The organism is Streptomyces sp. F001, assembly GCF_004187715.1.
In the GTDB taxonomy this organism is placed as follows: domain Bacteria; phylum Actinomycetota; class Actinomycetes; order Streptomycetales; family Streptomycetaceae; genus Streptomyces; species Streptomyces flavusporus.
The window spans coordinates 552257-567697 of sequence record NZ_QZWF01000003.1; the positions used below are offsets into that span (position 1 = coordinate 552257).

Sequence of the window (15441 nt, forward strand, 5' to 3'; positions counted from 1 at the left end):
TTCCCCCTGTCAGCCTGGTCGACGGGTGTCGACGCCTGACGAAGTTCCCTTCGGCGCTCCCCTTCGAACTCCATGGATCGTAGAGGGGGCCGCAAACAAGTGTCCCGCACCGGACTGTGGACTTCGCCCCTCTCCTGGGCAGACGGGCCGGACCGGTACGAGGTTGATACGGACGGAGGGCCGTCGGTGCTGACGGAGGGCTCACGGGGGCTGACGGGGACTGCCCCTGCCCCGAACAAAGGGATGTGAACCCACCCCGTCCAGCGTGCTAATGTTCTGGGTGTCGGAGGGCGCCGAACCCAAGGGAAAGCAGCCCGAGGACACACCCAATGCGCGGGTGGCGGAATAGGCAGACGCGCTGGATTCAGGTTCCAGTGCCCGCAAGGGCGTGGGGGTTCAACTCCCCCCTCGCGCACCAGACCGAGGAACGGGTCTCTGTAGTGACGGAAGTCACCGCAGGGGCCCGTTTATCGTTGTGCCGTGCGGTGTGAGGCGATGCACAGCCCGGGGACGCATGCGGTGGGCTCCGCCCGTGAGCTATCTCACGGGCGGGGTGTGTCCACAGGTGAGGAGTTGTCCACAGGGTCTGACGGGATTCGGCGGCCGGTTGTACGGTCGGCACGAGTTGATGTTCGTGCGAGTCGCGGGGGAGGCGGTCGTGGTGGCCGAGGTCGGGGCGCAGGAGGCGGGTTCGGGGACGGTGCGGATTCCGCGAGTGCGGGGCTTTGCCGAGTGGCCGCTCGGGAGGGCTTCGGTCTCCGGGCCGGCCAAGGCGTCGCCCAAGGAGGAGGGCAAGGCCCTGCGGGAGCGGGTTCCGCGGCGTACGCACGCCTCCCTCGATGCCGACGGCTCCCGGCCCGACGCGGTGACCGCGGTCGAGGAGTCGAGCCGTGGCCGCATCCCCGAGCTCACGCCGATACGGATCGGCAGGATGGCGGCCACCCCCTTCGCCTTCCTGCGCGGTTCGGCGGGCCTCATGGCGTACGACCTGGCCCGTACCCCCATGACCAGGATCCGCGCCCAGATCTGCGGCGACGCGCACGCGGCGAACTTCGGCCTGTACGGCGACGCCCGCGGTGGCCTGGTCATCGACCTGAACGACTTCGACGAGACGGTCGACGGCCCCTGGGAATGGGACCTCAAGCGGCTGGCCGCCTCCCTGGTGCTCGCGGGCCGGGAAGCGGGTGCCGACGAGGACACGTGCCGGGCGGCGGCGCACGACACGGTGGGCGCGTACCGCCGCACCATGCGGCTGCTCGCCAGGCTCCCGGCGCTGGACGCGTGGAACGCCATCGCGGACGAGGAGCTCGTCTCCCACACCGACGCCCATGACCTGCTCGGCACCCTGGAGCGGGTCAGCGAGAAGGCGCGGGCCAACACCAGCGGACGCTTCGCCGCCAGATCGACGGAGCCGACCCAGGACGGCGGCCGCCGCTTCGTCGACGCCCCGCCGGTGCTGCGTCGCGTCCCGGACGCGGAGGCGGCGACCGTGGCGGCCTCTTTGGAGCAGTACCTGACGACCCTCTCCGAGGACCGCCTCCCGCTGCTGGCCCGCCATGCGGTGCACGACGTGGCGTTCCGCGTCGTCGGCACGGGCAGTGTGGGCATGCGGTCGTACGTCGTGCTGCTGCTGGACCACCGGGGCGAGGCGCTGATACTCCAGGTGAAGGAGGCCCGCGCCTCGGCTCTGCTGCCCCATCTGCTGACCGCCGGCTTCGACGCCCCGCCCGTCGACCACGAGGGCCGCCGGGTCGTCCTCGGCCAGAAGCGCATGCAGGTCGTCAGCGACATCCTGCTCGGCTGGACGACCGTCGACGGCCGCCCGTTCCAGGTCCGCCAGTTCCGTAACCGCAAGGGCAGCGTCGACCCTGCCGCCCTGTCCACCGACCAGCTCGACGACTACGCCCGCATGACGGGCGCGCTTCTCGCCCGCGCCCACTCCCACAGTGCCGACCCCCGCCTGGTCGCCGGCTACTGCGGCAAGAACGAGGAGCTCGACGAGGCGATGGCCACGTTCGCCGTCGCCTACGCCGACCGTACGGAGGCGGACCACGCGGCGCTGGTGTCGGCGGTGCGGGCCGGGCGGGTCGCGGCTGAGCTGGGCGTATGAGGTGAGCCTGGCGGGGCCGGTCCGCCCGTGGCCTACGCTGGTCGGGTGACGACCCCGGATGCTGAGCAGAGTGGTGTCGCCGGTGAGGCGCAGGCGACGCCCGAGGACGGCGCGCCCCGGCCCGAGGAGCGGCTGGAGCGGGCGGTGCGGGCGGCCGAGCAGGCGCTGATCGAGTACGAGATCGCGGTCGAGACCTTCCGGGTCGAGATCGAGAACTTCTCCCGGCTGCACCACCAGAGGCTCGGCCCGATGTACGCCCGCCTCGAGGAGCTGGACGCGCAGATCGCCGAGGCCAGAGCCGCACAGAGCGGTGACCCTGAGGACCTGCGCCGTGCGCAGGAGCTGCGGGCCCGGGTGCTGCCGATGCCCTCCGTGGAGGAGCTGTTCCACGGCTGGATGGACAGCGACGGCCTGTTCCCGGAGGCCGTGGCGATGCTCACGGACCAGCCCGTGCGGCCCCCGCAGCGGGTGCGGCCCAGCGAGGAGGCCCGCAAGCTCTACCGTGAGCTGGCTCGCAAGGCCCACCCCGACCTGGCGCAGGAGGAGGGTGAGCGCAAGCGGCGTGAGGAGTTCATCACCCGCGTCAACACCGCCTACGCCCGTGGCGACGAGGCGCTGCTGCGGGAGCTGTCCGAGGAGTGGGCCGCCGGGCCGGTGCCCGAGGAGCGGCGTCCGAGCCCCAGCGAGGAGTTGTACGCCCGCCTGGAGTGGCTGGCCCAGCGCAAGGAACTGCTCAGCGTCGTCGCCCGGGAACTGGAGGAGGGCGCCATCGGTTCCATGCTCCGGTTGGCGCCGGACGACCCGGACCGTCTCCTCGAGGAGATCGCCGAGCAACTGCTGGCGGACGTCGCGGCACGCGAGGCGGAGCTGGCGGCGCTGACCGGGCAGGCTTGAGCGGTGCATACTGAGCGGCCTTGAGCGGTGCGTGCCCGGCGGGCGTGAGGCGTCCGACCTGTCGGGCCTGAGCGGTGCCGACCTGTCGGGCCTGAACGCCCGGGGTTGCGTCGGGTAGCGTCGGGAGTATGAATTTCGGAGCCGGTGTTCCCACGGTCGAGGTCACGGACCTCAAGGATGACGACTTCCTGCTGGACGTCCGCGAGGACGACGAGTGGCAGGCGGGTCACGCCGAAGGGGCGCTGCACATTCCCATCAGCGAGTTCGTGGCGCGCTACGGCGAGCTGACCGAGGCCGCCCCGCAGGACGGCCGGGTGCATGTGATCTGCCGCTCCGGCGGGCGTTCGGCCCAGGTCACGATGTACCTCGTCCAGCAGGGCATCGACGCCGTGAACGTCGACGGCGGTATGCAGGTGTGGGCGGCCGCCGGCCGTCCCGTGGTGACCGACGCGGGTGAACCGGGGCACGTCCTCTAGCAGCCCCGCGGGTCCCGGGGCGTCAGGCCGGCGGATGGGCTGCCAGCAGGTCGCCCAGTGCTTCTTCGTGCGCCGCGGCCGGGCCGAGCGACAGCTCCAGGTGCTTGGCCCAGGCGTGGTACCGGTGCAACGGGTAGTCGACGTCGGCGCCGAACCCCCCGTGCAGGTGCTGCGCCGTCTGCACGACCCGGCGTACGCCGTCCGCCGCCCAGATCTTGGCGACCGCGACGTCCCCGGAGGCGGGCAGCGCACCCTGGGCACCCGAGGTGATGCGCCACGCGGCCTGCCACAGGGTGGCCTCCATGGCGCGCAGATCGATGTACCGGTCGGCGGCCTGCACGGCGACGGCCTGGAAGGTGGCGATCGGGAACCCGAACTGCTCCCGCTTGCTCGCGTACTCGCTGGTCATCCTCAGCACCCGCTCCCCGAGCCCGAGCGCCAGCGCGCACGTCCCGGTGGCCAGCAGCTCACGCAGCCACTCCCAGGCGTCGTCGGCTGTGATGACGTACCGGTCCGGAATCCGCACGGACTCCAGCCGCAGCTCGCCGAGCCGCTCGCCGGTGGTGGAGACCTGCTCGGCGAGAACCGCCCCTTCGTGACCGCGGGGCACCACGGCGAGGATGCTGCGGTCGGCACCGGTGTGCGCCGGGACGAGCGTGAAGTCGGCGTCGTACGCCCAGGGCACCGCCGTCTGCACCCCGTCGAGGATCCAGTCGGCCCCGTCCGGCCCGTCCTGCCGTGCGCTGACGGCACGTTCGGCGGGATCATGGCCCCCGGTACGGCCCTCGCCGGCGACGGTCAGCACGATCTCACCGCGCCCCGCCCTCGCGAGCACGGCCGACTTCAACTCCTCGCCGCCGTAGGCCTGTACGGCCGCCAGGGCCGCGCTGCTCTCCAGCAGCGGCACCCGCGCCAGCACCTTCGCCGACTCGCGCAGCACCAGGCACAATGCGATGGCGTCGAGGCCCGCCCCGCCGTACTCCGGGTCGAGGAGCAGGCCCAGCAGGTCGGCGTCGGCGAGCCTGGCCCACAGCGCCCGGTCGAAGTCGTCGGCCACGGCGCCGGTGGTGAGCGCCGGGCTCGGCACGGCGTCCGGCGCGACGTCGGCGAAGACGCCCCGCGCCGCCTCGGCTGCCGCCTGCTGCTCCTCGGTGAAGGTGAAGTCCACGGTCCCTGTCCTCCCGGGCGGCTCCGCTGATCTGACGGAGCGTCAAGATAGAACAGGTTCTAGAAGAAGGGAATGACGGGGACGCCGGTACCGCTCACCGTGCGCCCGGCGCTCTCAACGGTCGAAGTCCAGCTCCACCCGCTCCGTCACCGGATGCGACTGGCAGGCCAGCACATACCCGGCTTCCGTCTCCTCCCTCTCCAGCGCGAAGTTGCGGTCCATGCGCACCTCGCCGGAGACCAAAAACGCCCGGCAGGTGCCGCACACCCCGCCCTTGCAGGCGTAGGGAGCGTCGGGCCGGTTGCGCAGCACCGCCTCCAGGAGCGACTCGCCGTCCTGCACGGGCCAGGTCCCGCCGCGGCCGTCGAGCCGAGCGGTCACCGTGCTGTGCGCGGGCGCGGGGACACTCGGCAGGGCGGGCGCTCCGGCGTCCACGTGGAAGATCTCCTCGTGGATCCTGCTGCGCGGTACGTCCAGCCCGCGCAGTGCCCGCTCGGCCTCCTGCACCAGCCCGAACGGCCCGCACAGGAACCATCCGGCGACCTCCGTCACCGGCAGCAGCGCCGGAAGCAGACCCGTCAGCCGCTCCCGGTCGAGCCGCCCGGAGGGCAGTCCGGCCTGCTGTTCCTCCCGCGAGAGCACCGTCACCAGCTGGAGGCGTTCCGGGTAGCGGTCCTTGAGGTCGGCGACCTCCTCCAGGAACATCGTCGAGGCGGACGTCCGGTCGCTGCGTAGGAGGCAGAAGCGGGCCTGCGGCTCGCGTGCCAGCAGCGTCGAGACGATCGACAGCACCGGTGTGATCCCGCTGCCGCCGACGATCGCGGCGTACAGACCGGGCGCGGGATCGAGGGTGAAGCGCCCTGCCGGTGTCATCACCTCCAGCTCGTCACCGACGTTGATCTCCTTCAGCGCGTACGTCGAGAAGGCCCCGCCCTCGACGAGCCGCACCCCCACCCGCAGGGTGCGCGGCCCCTCGCCGTTCTCCGGAGCCGGGGAGCAGATCGAGTACGTCCGCCGGGTCTCGACCCCGTCGACCATGCGCCGCAGGGCGAGGTGCTGTCCGGCGGCGTGCCGGTACTCCGTGCGCAGTTCCTCGGGGACCGCGAGCGTGACGGCGACGGAGTCGTCGGTGAGCCGGTCGACCGCGGTCACCGGGAGTGTGTGGAAGCGGGCCATCACAACTCCTTGAAGTGGTCGAACGGTTCACGGCAGGCCAGACAGCGCCGCAGCGCCTTGCACGCTGTGGAGGAGAAACGGCTGAGCAGCTCGGTGTCGGCGGATCCGCAGTGCGGGCAGCGGACGGGCTCCGTCTCCTCGGTGAGCGTGCGCGTCGGCCCCAACTCCAGCGCCACCGGCCCGGAATCCCGCCGCACGCGCGGCGGCGCGATCCCGAACTCCCTGAGTTTGCGGCGCCCTTCGGGAGTGATGTCGTCCGTGGACCAGGCCGGTGTGAGCACCGTGCGGACGGTCACGTCCCGTATGCCGTGCTCGTGCAGCGCCCGTTCTATGTCCACGCTCATCGCCTCGAGGGCGGGGCAGCCGGTGTACGTCGGGGTCAGCTCGACCTCGACCGCGTCTGCGTCGCGCAGGTGCACCGCGCGCAGTACGCCCAGTTCCTGCAGGGTGAGCACGGGCAGCTCGGGGTCGGGCACCGAGCCCGCCACCCGCAGCAGCTCCGCCTCCAGAGTCGTCGTACCGGTCACCATGTCGCCCCCGGGTGGCTGCGGTGCAGATGCTGCATCTCGGCGAGCATGCGCCCGAACGGCTCGGTGTGCAGGCCCTGCCGGCCGGCGCCTGCCGTCCAGGCCCCGGACTGCGGTCCCTCGGGGAGCGTGAGGGTCGCGCGGCGCAGGACGTCTCCGACCGACTCCAGCCAGTCCGCCCGCAACTTCTCCCCCTCGACGTCCAGGCCTTCCACCGGCTGGAACATCTCGCCGGTGTACCGCCACAGCGCCGCGCACGCCCGCTGCATCCGCTCATGGCTCACCTCAGTGCCGTCGCCGAGGCGCACGGTCCACTGCTCGGCGTGGTCGCGGTGGTAGGCGACCTCTTTGACGGCCTTCGCGGCGAGGGGGGCGAAAGGGCCGTCTCCGGCGGCCAGCCGGGCGTACAGCAGGTGCTGGTAGGTGGAGAAGAACAGCTGGCGGGCGATGGTGTGGGCGAAGTCGCCGTTCGGCTGTTCCACCAGCTGGAGGTTGCGGAAGGCGCGCTCCTCGCGCAGGTACGCCAGCTCGTCCTCGTCGCCGGCCAGGGAGAGCAGCACACGGGCCTGGCCGAGCAGGTCCAGCGCGATGTTGGCCAGGGCGACTTCCTCCTCCAGCACGGGGGCGCGGCCGGCCCACTCGCCCAGGCGGTGGGAGAGCACCAGCGCGTCGTCGCCCAGAGCGAGGGCGGCGGTGGTGGGGACGGTGGTCGTCACAGGTGCTTCACCCCCTCCGGGATCTCGTAGAACGTCGGGTGCCGGTAGGGCTTGTCGGCCGACGGTTCGAAGAAGGGGTCCTTCTCGTCGGGCGAGGACGCCGTGATGGCGGACGAGGGGACGACCCAGATCGAGACGCCCTCGCCGCGCCGGGTGTACAGGTCGCGCGCGTTGCGCAGGGCGAACTCCGCGTCCGGGGCGTGCAGGCTGCCGGCATGGGTGTGGGACAGGCCGCGGCGTGAGCGCACGAAGACCTCCCACAGCGGCCAGTCGGTGTTCGTCATGCTCGCGTCGCTCCCGTCGTCTCCGTGGTAAGCGGGCCCCGGGCGGCGCGCTTGGCCGCGTGGGCCGCGGCCGCCTCCCGCACCCAGGCGCCCTCGTCGTGTGCCTGCCTGCGCTGAGTTATCCGCTGCTCGTTGCACGGGCCGTTGCCCTTGAGGACCTCCCAGAACTCCGTCCAGTCGATCGGGCCGAAGTCGTGGTGCCCGCGCTCCTCGTTCCACCTCAGGTCCGGGTCCGGGAGGGTGAGGCCCAGGGACTCGGCCTGCGGGACACAGATGTCGACGAAGCGCTGGCGCAGCTCGTCGTTCGAGTGGCGCTTGATCTTCCAGGCCATCGACTGGGCCGAGTGCTGGGACTCGTCGTCGGGCGGGCCGAACATCATCAAGGACGGCCACCACCAGCGGTCCACCGCGTCCTGCGCCATCGCGTGCTGCTCGGGGGTGCCGCGGCTGAGGGCGAGCAGCAGCTCGTAGCCCTGGCGCTGGTGGAAGGACTCCTCCTTGCAGATGCGGACCATCGCGCGGGCGTACGGGCCGTAGGAGCAGCGGCACAGCGGTACCTGGTTGGTGATCGCGGCGCCGTCCACCAGCCAGCCGATCGCGCCGACGTCCGCCCAGGTCAGCGTGGGGTAGTTGAAGATCGAGGAGTACTTCTGGCGGCCGCTGTGCAGCTTGTCCAGCAGTTCCTCGCGGCTGGTGCCGAGCGTTTCGGCCGCGCTGTACAGGTACAGCCCGTGGCCCGCCTCGTCCTGGACCTTGGCCATCAGGATGGCCTTGCGGCGCAGCGAGGGCGCGCGCGTGATCCAGTTCGCCTCCGGCTGCATGCCGATGATCTCGGAGTGGGCGTGCTGGGCGATCTGCCGGACCAGTGTCGCGCGGTACGCGTCGGGCATCCAGTCACGCGGCTCGATGCGCTCGTCGGCGGCCACGGCGGCGTCGAAGGCGCGCTCGTACGCATCGGTGGCGCCGTCGTCGGTGCCGTATGCCGCTGTGCGGTCCGTCTCGTGCGCGGCTGCTGTCGCCATGAGGCCCCCTCGACCTTGGGCTCTGCCCGGAGCTACTCCCGACCGATCGTTCGGTTCGTGCGATTCCATGGTCGGTCGAGCGCCGTAAGGTGTCAACCGCTGTGGATAACCTGCGGACGGCCGAGGGAACGGGCTGTGCCGGGCGGGTCGGCCTGAGTACCGTTCGCGTGCAAGGGGGCTGCCGGGCGGCGGAGACGGACAGGGATCGGGGCGGAATGGACGCGCATCGCGCGAAGGACGCGTACGGCGGAGCTGCGAGCGTTCCGCACGGGCCGGCTGAACAGGACGGACCCGACGTGGTGAGTGCGCCGCAGGAGCTCCGCACCGGCGTCGCCGCCCTCTCGCTCCGCTACCGGATCGGGGTCGCGCTCGCCCTCGCGGTCGTCGCGGTCGCTGTCTGTGTTCACATCGGGATGGTCTTCCTGCACGTCGCGCCGTCGAACACGGTCACCAAGAAGCACGGCGAGGCGATCGACGAGTGGATCTACCCGGAGTTCGAGCAGAACTGGAAGCTGTTCGCCCCGAACCCGCTCCAGCAGAACATCGCCGTGCAGGTGCGCGCCGAGATCCACACGGCGGGCGGCGAGATACGTACCACCGGCTGGTACGACCTGTCCGCGCAGGACGGCCGGGCCATCGACGGCAACCTGCTGCCCAGCCACACCCAGCAGAACGAACTGCGCCGCGCCTGGGACTTCTACGTCTCCACGCACGACGGCGACAACCGCCCCTCCGGCCTGCGCGGCGCGCTGAGCGAGACCTATCTGCGCCACATCGTGGTGCTACGCCTGGACCGTGCGGACGCGGCCGGGCCCGGTGATGTCGTCGAGCGGGTGCAGGTCTGCTCGCAGACCACCAACGTCCGCCCGCCCGACTGGAGCGAGGAGCAGATATCCCTCAAGCCGACGTACCGGGTGCTGCCCTGGTGGTCGGTGCCGCAGAACGAGGCCGAGGGAGATGTCCGGTGAGCCGTCTCGCCCTGGCCGTCTCCCGCGGGATCGGCCGCGTCACCGAGTCCGCCCTCGGCCCGTACCAGACCGCGGTGATCCGCATCGGATTCGCCGCGACCTGGCTGCTGTTCCTGTTGCGCGAGTTTCCCCATCGGCAGGAGCTGTACGGCCCCGACGGCCCGTGGGGCTGGGACCTCGCCGAGCAGTTGATCGGGGCCAACGGCGCGTTCACCGCCCTGATGTGGTCCGACGGGCAGTTCTGGTTCGAGGCCGTCTACGTGCTCGCCGCTCTGTCGAGCCTGCTGCTGATCGTGGGCTGGCGCACCCGCACCATGTCCGTGCTGTTCATGGTCGGCGTGCTCTCGCTGCAGAACCGCAGCGTCTTCATGGGGGACGGCGGCGACAACGTCCTGCACCTGATGTGCATCTACTTGGTGTTCACGCGGTGCGGCCAGGTGTGGTCGCTGGACGCGCGGCGTGCCCGGCTCGCGCGGGCGGCACGCGCGCGTGGCGAGCGGGTCACCGACCGGACCGGCCCGGTGCTGTGGGGCGTGCTCGGTCTGGCGCTGTTCGCGGTGACCGTGGTGGGGCGGCTGGACGGCGACTGGTTCGTACCGGCGCTGCTGTGGGCCGTGTGGGTGGCGCAGGCCCTGTGGTGGATCGTCGGGCGCCTTGCGCGGACGGCTCAGCCCCGGATCATGCTCGACGTGATCGGCAACATCCTGCACAACGGTGCCCTGTTGGTGATCATGACCGAGGCCTGTCTGATCTACGCCACGGCCGGCTGGTACAAGATCCAGGGCTCGCGCTGGCAGGACGGCACCGCGGTCTACTACCCCCTCCACCTCGACTACTTCTCGCCCTGGCCCGCGCTCGCCGATCTGCTGTCGGCCAGCGGCACCTTGGTCATGCTCGTGACGTACGGGACGGTGATCGTGCAGGTCGCCTTCCCGTTCACGCTGTTCCACCGGCGGGTCAAGAACGTCCTCCTGGCCATCATGATCACCGAGCATGCGGTGATCGCCGTGGTCCTCGGGCTGCCGTTCTTCTCACTGGCGATGATCGCGGCGGACGCGGTCTTCCTGCCGACGCCGTTCCTGCGCCGGCTCGGCGACGGTGCCGCACGCGCGCGTGCTCGCCTGTTCCCGCGCGCAGGCGGAACGGTGCCCGCTCAGCGGGACATGGACGACGCCCCCGAGCACACCGGGAAACCCGAGCAGACCCACGTAGGCTTCAGGGCATGACGGAGTCCGCGAGCCACGGCACGAACGGCTCGGCGAGCCGTGGCGCGACTGGCCCCGCGAAACACCACGCGACCGGATCGGCCGGCCGCGGCCCGACCGGCGCCGTGAACCAAGCTCCGCCCGGTCCGGCAAGCCTGGGTGCCGCCGGTCCCGCACATCGGCAGGCCGTCGACCCCGTCGGCGTCTGGCGGCGGCTCGTCGGCGGCTCTGTGCTGCTCGACGGTTTCCACGCGCTCAAGCACGCCGTGCGTTTCGGGGCCGAGGTGCCCCTCGCGGTCACCGTCGACCGGGCGGCCGCGCTTGCACTCGCCGACGAGCTGGCTCCGGACGTACGGGAGACGCTGGACGTGCTGCTCACGCAGGTCACGGAGTCGACGTACACGTCCCTCGTGCCGCGCCCCCATCCCACGGCCGTGGCCGCCCTGGCTGTACGGCCGTCCCGCGAGGCCAACCTGCGGACGCTGGCCCGCACGCCCCGCAGCGCGCCCGTCGTCGTACTCGACCAGCCGCGCAACCTGGGCAACGCCGGCGCGGTCATCCGGCTGGCCGCCGGCTTCGGGGCGACCGGCGTGGTCACGACCGGCACGCTCGACCCCTGGCATCCCACGGTGGTACGCGGCGGAGCCGGGCTGCACTTCGCCACCGCGGTGGAGCGGCTGGCCGTCGACGAGCTCCCGTCGGGGCCGGTGTTCGCCCTCGACCCGGAGGGCGAGGACATCCGGGGCCTGAAGCTGCCGGACGACGCGCTGCTCGCCTTCGGCTCGGAGCGCAGCGGCCTGTCCACGGACCTGCGCGCGCGGGCCGACCATCTGGTGGCGCTGCCGATGCGCCCCCAGGTCTCCAGCTACAACCTCGCGACCAGCGTGGCCATGACGCTGTACCACTGGAGCGCCACCGGGGGCGCACCGATCAAGGCCTAGGCCTCGCGCCGCACCTCCACCATCCGGAACCGGTTCGCCACGAACGCGCCGTCGGTGAGGGCCGCGTTGGCCGCCGGGTTGCCGCCCGAGCCGTGGAAGTCGGAGAACGCGGCCGTCTGGTTGACGTACACCCCGCCGGTGAGGTTCAGGGACAGCTGCGCGGCCTCCTCCAGGCAGGCCTCCTCGACCGCACGCTCGACCTCCTCGTCGGTCGTGTACGCGCCCACCGTCATCGCGCCCTTCTCCCTGACGGTCCGCCGCAGCAGCTCCACCGCGTCGGCCGCGGAGTCGACGGCGACGGCGAAGGAGACGGGCCCGAAGCACTCGCTCATGTACGCGGCCTCGTCGTCCGGCTTGGCGCCGTCCAGCTTCACGATCACAGGCGTACGGACCACCGCGCCCGGGAACTCCGGGTTGACGACCTCCCGCGAGGCGAGAGCGACCTCGCCGAGGCCGGCCGCGGCCTCGAGGCGGGCCTTGACGTCCGGGTTGACGATGGCGCCGAGCAGGGCGTTCGCGCGCGCGTCGTCACCGAGGAGCCCGTCGACCCCCTTCGCCAGGTCGGCGACCACCTCGTCGAAGGACCGGGGGCCCTGGTCGGTGCGGATGCCGTCCCGGGGGACGAGGAGGTTCTGCGGCGTGGTGCACATCTGGCCGCTGTACAGGGACAGGGAGAACGCCAGGTTGGCGAGCATGCCCTTGTAGTCGTCGGTGGACTCCACGACCACCGTGTTGACACCGGCCTTCTCCGTGAAGACCTGCGCCTGGCGGGCGTTGGCCTCCAGCCAGTCGCCGAACGCCGTCGAACCGGTGTAGTCGATGATCCGGATCTCGGGGCGGGTGGCGAGCGTCTTGGCGATGCCCTCGCCGGGCCGCTCGGCGGCCAGTGCGACCAGGTTCGCATCGAAGCCCGCTTCGGCGAGCACCTGGCGCGCGACCTGCACGGTCAGCGCCAGCGGCAGCACCGCGCGCGGATGGGGCTTGACCAGGACGGCATTTCCGGTGGCGAGGGAGGCGAACAGGCCCGGGTAGCCGTTCCACGTCGGGAAGGTGTTGCAGCCGATGACCAGCGCGATCCCGCGCGGCACCGGCGTGAACCGCTTGGTCAGCGCGAGCGGCTCCCGCTTGCCCTGGGGCTTGGTCCACTCCGCGGTGTCGGGCGTGCGGACCTGCTCCACGTACGCGTACGCCACCGCCTCCAGGCCGCGGTCCTGCGCGTGCGGGCCGCCCGCCTGGAACGCCATCATGAAGGCCTGGCCGCTGGTGTGCATCACCGCGTGCGCGAACTCGTGCGTCCGGTCGCTGATCCGCTTGAGGATCTCCAGACACACCATCGCCCGGATCTCCGCGCCCGCGTCGCGCCACGAGCGCTGTCCGGCCTTCATGGCGGGCAGCAGGACGTCGAGGTCCGCGTGCGGGTAGGTGACGCCCAGCTCGATGCCGTACGGCGAGATCTCGCCGCCCGTCCAGTCGTCCGTGCCGGGCTGGCCGAGGTCTAGGCGGGTTCCCAGGAGGGCGTCGAAGGCGGCCTTGCCCGCTGCCGCGTCCAGGCTGCCGTTCTCCCCGTAGGCCTTGGGGTGTTCGGGGTGCGGGGACCAGTACGCGCGCGTGCGGATCGCTTCCAGCGCCTGGTCGAGGGTGGGCCGGTGCTGGGCGATCAGCTCGTGGGCGGTGAGTGCGGCGGCCATGCGGGACCAACTCCTTGTCTCAGAACTCTTCGTCGAGCTCATGACCTGGGCAGAGACATGGGCAGAAACAGGCAGTCAGAGTTAGAGTAACCGAACGATCGGTCGGGACAAGGGGGTCCGCCGCATCTGTGGAAAACCCCGTGCGGGAGGATCGCGCACATGACAGCACTCGACCTCAGCAGCCCCGTGGCCGTCGTCGGCGCCGGCACCATGGGCCAGGGCATCGCCCAGGTGGCGCTGGTCGCGGGCCACTCCGTACGGCTGTACGACGCCGTCCCCGGGCGGGCCCGGGAAGCGGCCGATGCGATCGCCGCCCGGCTCGACCGGCTCGTCGAGAAGGACCGGCTCACCGGCGCCGACCGGGACGCCGCGCGTGCCCGGCTGCTGCCCGCCGAGAGCCTCGCCGAGCTCGCCGACTGCGCGCTGGTCGTCGAGGCCGTTCTGGAGCGGCTGGACGTGAAGCAGGAGCTGCTGCGCGCGCTGGAGGACGTCGTCGCCGAGGACTGTCTGCTCGCCACCAACACCTCGTCGCTGTCGGTGACCGCCATCGGCGGCGCCCTGCGCTCCCCGGGCCGCTTCGTGGGCCTGCACTTCTTCAACCCCGCCCCCCTGCTGCCGCTCGTCGAGGTCGTCTCCGGGTTCGCCACCGACGTCACCTCGGCCACGCGCGCGTACGAGACGGCACGCGCCTGGGGCAAGTCCCCGGTCGCCTGCGCCGACACCCCCGGCTTCATCGTCAACCGCATCGCCCGGCCGTTCTACGCGGAGGCTTTCGCGGTGTACGAGGCGCAGGGCGCCGACCCCGCCACCATCGACGCAGTCCTGCGCGAGTCGGGCGGCTTCCGGATGGGCGCCTTCGAGCTGACCGACCTCATCGGGCAGGACGTCAACGAGTCCGTCACGCACTCCGTGTGGCAGTCCTTCTTCCAGGACGTGCGCTTCACGCCGTCGCTCGCCCAGCGGCGGCTGGTCGAGTCCGGCCGGCTGGGCCGCAAGAGCGGGCAGGGCTGGTACGACTACCGCGAGGGCGCCGAGCAGTCCGAGCCGCACACCGCGGAGCCGGCCCGGCCGCCCGCGTACGTCGTCGCCGAGGGCGATCTGGGCCCGGCCTCCGAGCTGCTCGCGCTGATCCGCGAGGCGGGCATCCCGGTCCGGGAGGAGGAAGAGGACCACGGCACTCGGCTGGTCCTGCCCGGCGGCGGCCAGCTGGCCCTCGCCGACGGCCAGACCTCCGTGGAGTTCCGGGACGTCGTCTACTTCGACCTCGCGCTCGACTACCGCAAGGCCACCCGCATCGCCCTGTCCGCCTCCCAGGACAGCGCCCCGCAGACCCTCGCAGAGGCCACCGGCCTGTTCCAGGCGCTCGGCAAGAAGGTCAGCGTCATCGGCGACGTGCCCGGCATGATCGTCGCCCGCACGGTCGCGCGGATCGTCGATCTGGCGCACGACGCCGTCGCCAAGGGCGTCGCCACGGAAGAGGACATCGACACCGCCATGCGCCTGGGCGTCAACTACCCCCTCGGCCCCTTCGAATGGAGCCGCCGCCTCGGACGCAACTGGGCGTACGCCCTCCTCGACGACCTGCACCTGCGCGACCCGTCCGGGCGCTATGCGCCGTCCCTCGCGCTGTACCGCCATGCGTACGCCACCGACAAGCGGGAGGGCAGCACCTCATGACCACCGCCAAGCGCGACACGTACACGCCGGAGACGCTGCTGTCGGTCGCCGTCCAGGTCTTCAACGAGCGCGGCTACGACGGCACCTCCATGGAGCACCTGTCCAAGGCGGCCGGCATCTCCAAGTCGTCGATCTACCACCACGTCACGGGCAAGGAGGAGCTGCTGCGCCGGGCCGTGAGCCGGGCGCTGGACGGGCTCTTCGGGATCCTCGACGAGGAGCACGCGCGCGTGGGGCGGGCCGCCGGGCGCCTCGAGTACGTCGTACGGCGCATGGTCGAGGTGCTCATAGCCGAGCTGCCGTACGTGACGCTGCTGCTGCGCGTGCGCGGCAACACGGACACCGAGCGGTGGGCCCTGGAACGGCGTCGCGACTTCGATCACCGGGTCGCCGAACTGCTGAAGGCGGCCGCCGCGGACGGGGACGTGCGCGGCGACGTGGAGGTGCGGCTCGCCACCCGGCTGGTCTTCGGGATGATCAACTCGATCGTCGAGTGGTACCGGCCCGACGGCCGGGGCATGAGTGAGCGTGAAGTGGCCGATGCGGTGGTGCGGTTGGTGTTCGGCGGGCTCAGGCAGGACTTCTGACG

15 protein-coding genes and 1 tRNA gene are annotated in these 15441 nt (G+C 71.7%); 9 read left to right on the top strand and 7 right to left on the bottom strand.

The genetic code is table 11. From position 1 onward, the window contains the following. Positions 1–331 precede the first annotated feature (331 nt). The 4 genes from StrepF001_RS15835 (at position 332) to StrepF001_RS15850 (ending at position 3480) form a co-directional block, all read left to right on the top strand. Positions 332–418, top strand: a tRNA-Leu gene (locus StrepF001_RS15835). A 210-nt stretch (positions 419–628) separates the two neighbouring features. Next, positions 629–2110: a DUF2252 domain-containing protein gene (locus StrepF001_RS15840; protein ID WP_165396280.1), complete on the top strand. Its 1482-nt coding sequence runs from the start codon at positions 629–631 to the stop codon at positions 2108–2110. Positions 2111–2155: 45 nt separating this feature from the next. After that, on the top strand, positions 2156–3004 hold the full coding sequence (locus tag StrepF001_RS15845; protein WP_129798877.1) for a hypothetical protein: 849 nt from the start codon (positions 2156–2158) through the stop codon (positions 3002–3004). A gap of 128 nt (positions 3005–3132) precedes the next feature. Beyond that, a complete protein-coding gene (locus tag StrepF001_RS15850) occupies positions 3133–3480 on the top strand; it encodes a rhodanese-like domain-containing protein (protein WP_129798878.1) in 348 nt (115 codons plus the stop codon). A 22-nt stretch (positions 3481–3502) separates the two neighbouring features. Here the strand turns inward: StrepF001_RS15850 and StrepF001_RS15855 are convergent, their stop codons facing one another. From StrepF001_RS15855 to paaA, 6 genes are all read right to left on the bottom strand, one after another. Continuing rightward, a complete protein-coding gene (locus StrepF001_RS15855; protein WP_129798879.1) occupies positions 3503–4648 on the bottom strand; it encodes an acyl-CoA dehydrogenase family protein in 1146 nt (381 codons plus the stop codon). A 114-nt stretch (positions 4649–4762) separates the two neighbouring features. Further along, a complete protein-coding gene (locus tag StrepF001_RS15860; RefSeq protein ID WP_129798880.1) occupies positions 4763–5824 on the bottom strand; it encodes a 2Fe-2S iron-sulfur cluster-binding protein in 1062 nt (353 codons plus the stop codon). After that, positions 5824–6354: a 1,2-phenylacetyl-CoA epoxidase subunit PaaD gene (gene paaD / locus StrepF001_RS15865; RefSeq protein ID WP_129798881.1), complete on the bottom strand. Its 531-nt coding sequence runs from the start codon at positions 6352–6354 to the stop codon at positions 5824–5826. The genes StrepF001_RS15860 and paaD overlap by 1 nt, the downstream gene beginning before the upstream one ends. Next, positions 6348–7067, bottom strand: coding sequence for a 1,2-phenylacetyl-CoA epoxidase subunit PaaC (gene paaC, locus StrepF001_RS15870; RefSeq protein WP_129798882.1), 720 nt, complete (start codon positions 7065–7067; stop codon positions 6348–6350). Before paaC ends, paaD begins: the two co-directional genes overlap by 7 nt. Beyond that, on the bottom strand, positions 7064–7351 hold the full coding sequence (gene paaB, locus StrepF001_RS15875) for a 1,2-phenylacetyl-CoA epoxidase subunit PaaB (protein ID WP_054242083.1): 288 nt from the start codon (positions 7349–7351) through the stop codon (positions 7064–7066). Before paaB ends, paaC begins: the two co-directional genes overlap by 4 nt. Then, positions 7348–8373 (bottom strand): 1,2-phenylacetyl-CoA epoxidase subunit PaaA, encoded by a 1026-nt coding sequence (gene paaA / locus StrepF001_RS15880; RefSeq protein ID WP_129798883.1) that lies wholly within the window; start codon positions 8371–8373, stop codon positions 7348–7350. Before paaA ends, paaB begins: the two co-directional genes overlap by 4 nt. Positions 8374–8588: 215 nt before the next feature. Here paaA and StrepF001_RS15885 point away from each other — a divergent pair, with 215 nt between their 5' ends. The 3 genes from StrepF001_RS15885 to StrepF001_RS15895 are packed head-to-tail and all read left to right on the top strand — an operon-like array spanning position 8589 to position 11487. Next, positions 8589–9341, top strand: a complete 753-nt coding sequence (locus StrepF001_RS15885) for a DUF5819 family protein (protein WP_240797514.1) — start codon at positions 8589–8591, stop codon at positions 9339–9341. Then, the gene (locus StrepF001_RS15890) at positions 9338–10567 is read left to right on the top strand and encodes an HTTM domain-containing protein (protein ID WP_129798884.1); all 1230 of its coding nucleotides are present in this window, start codon (positions 9338–9340) and stop codon (positions 10565–10567) included. Before StrepF001_RS15885 ends, StrepF001_RS15890 begins: the two co-directional genes overlap by 4 nt. Further along, entirely contained in the window at positions 10564–11487 is a 924-nt protein-coding gene (locus tag StrepF001_RS15895; protein WP_129798885.1) for a TrmH family RNA methyltransferase, read from the top strand. The genes StrepF001_RS15890 and StrepF001_RS15895 overlap by 4 nt, the downstream gene beginning before the upstream one ends. On the opposite strand, the gene paaN is transcribed toward StrepF001_RS15895, so the two are convergent. Beyond that, complete coding sequence (gene paaN / locus StrepF001_RS15900) at positions 11484–13175, bottom strand: phenylacetic acid degradation protein PaaN (protein ID WP_129798886.1); 1692 nt, start codon at positions 13173–13175, stop codon at positions 11484–11486. The genes StrepF001_RS15895 and paaN overlap by 4 nt on opposite strands. Before the next feature lie 159 nt (positions 13176–13334). Between paaN and StrepF001_RS15905 the strand changes: the two genes are divergently transcribed. Both StrepF001_RS15905 and StrepF001_RS15910 read left to right on the top strand, forming a co-directional pair. Beyond that, on the top strand, positions 13335–14852 hold the full coding sequence (locus StrepF001_RS15905; protein WP_129798887.1) for a 3-hydroxyacyl-CoA dehydrogenase: 1518 nt from the start codon (positions 13335–13337) through the stop codon (positions 14850–14852). Further along, entirely contained in the window at positions 14849–15439 is a 591-nt protein-coding gene (locus StrepF001_RS15910) for a TetR/AcrR family transcriptional regulator (protein ID WP_129798888.1), read from the top strand. Before StrepF001_RS15905 ends, StrepF001_RS15910 begins: the two co-directional genes overlap by 4 nt. Positions 15440–15441 lie beyond the last annotated feature (2 nt).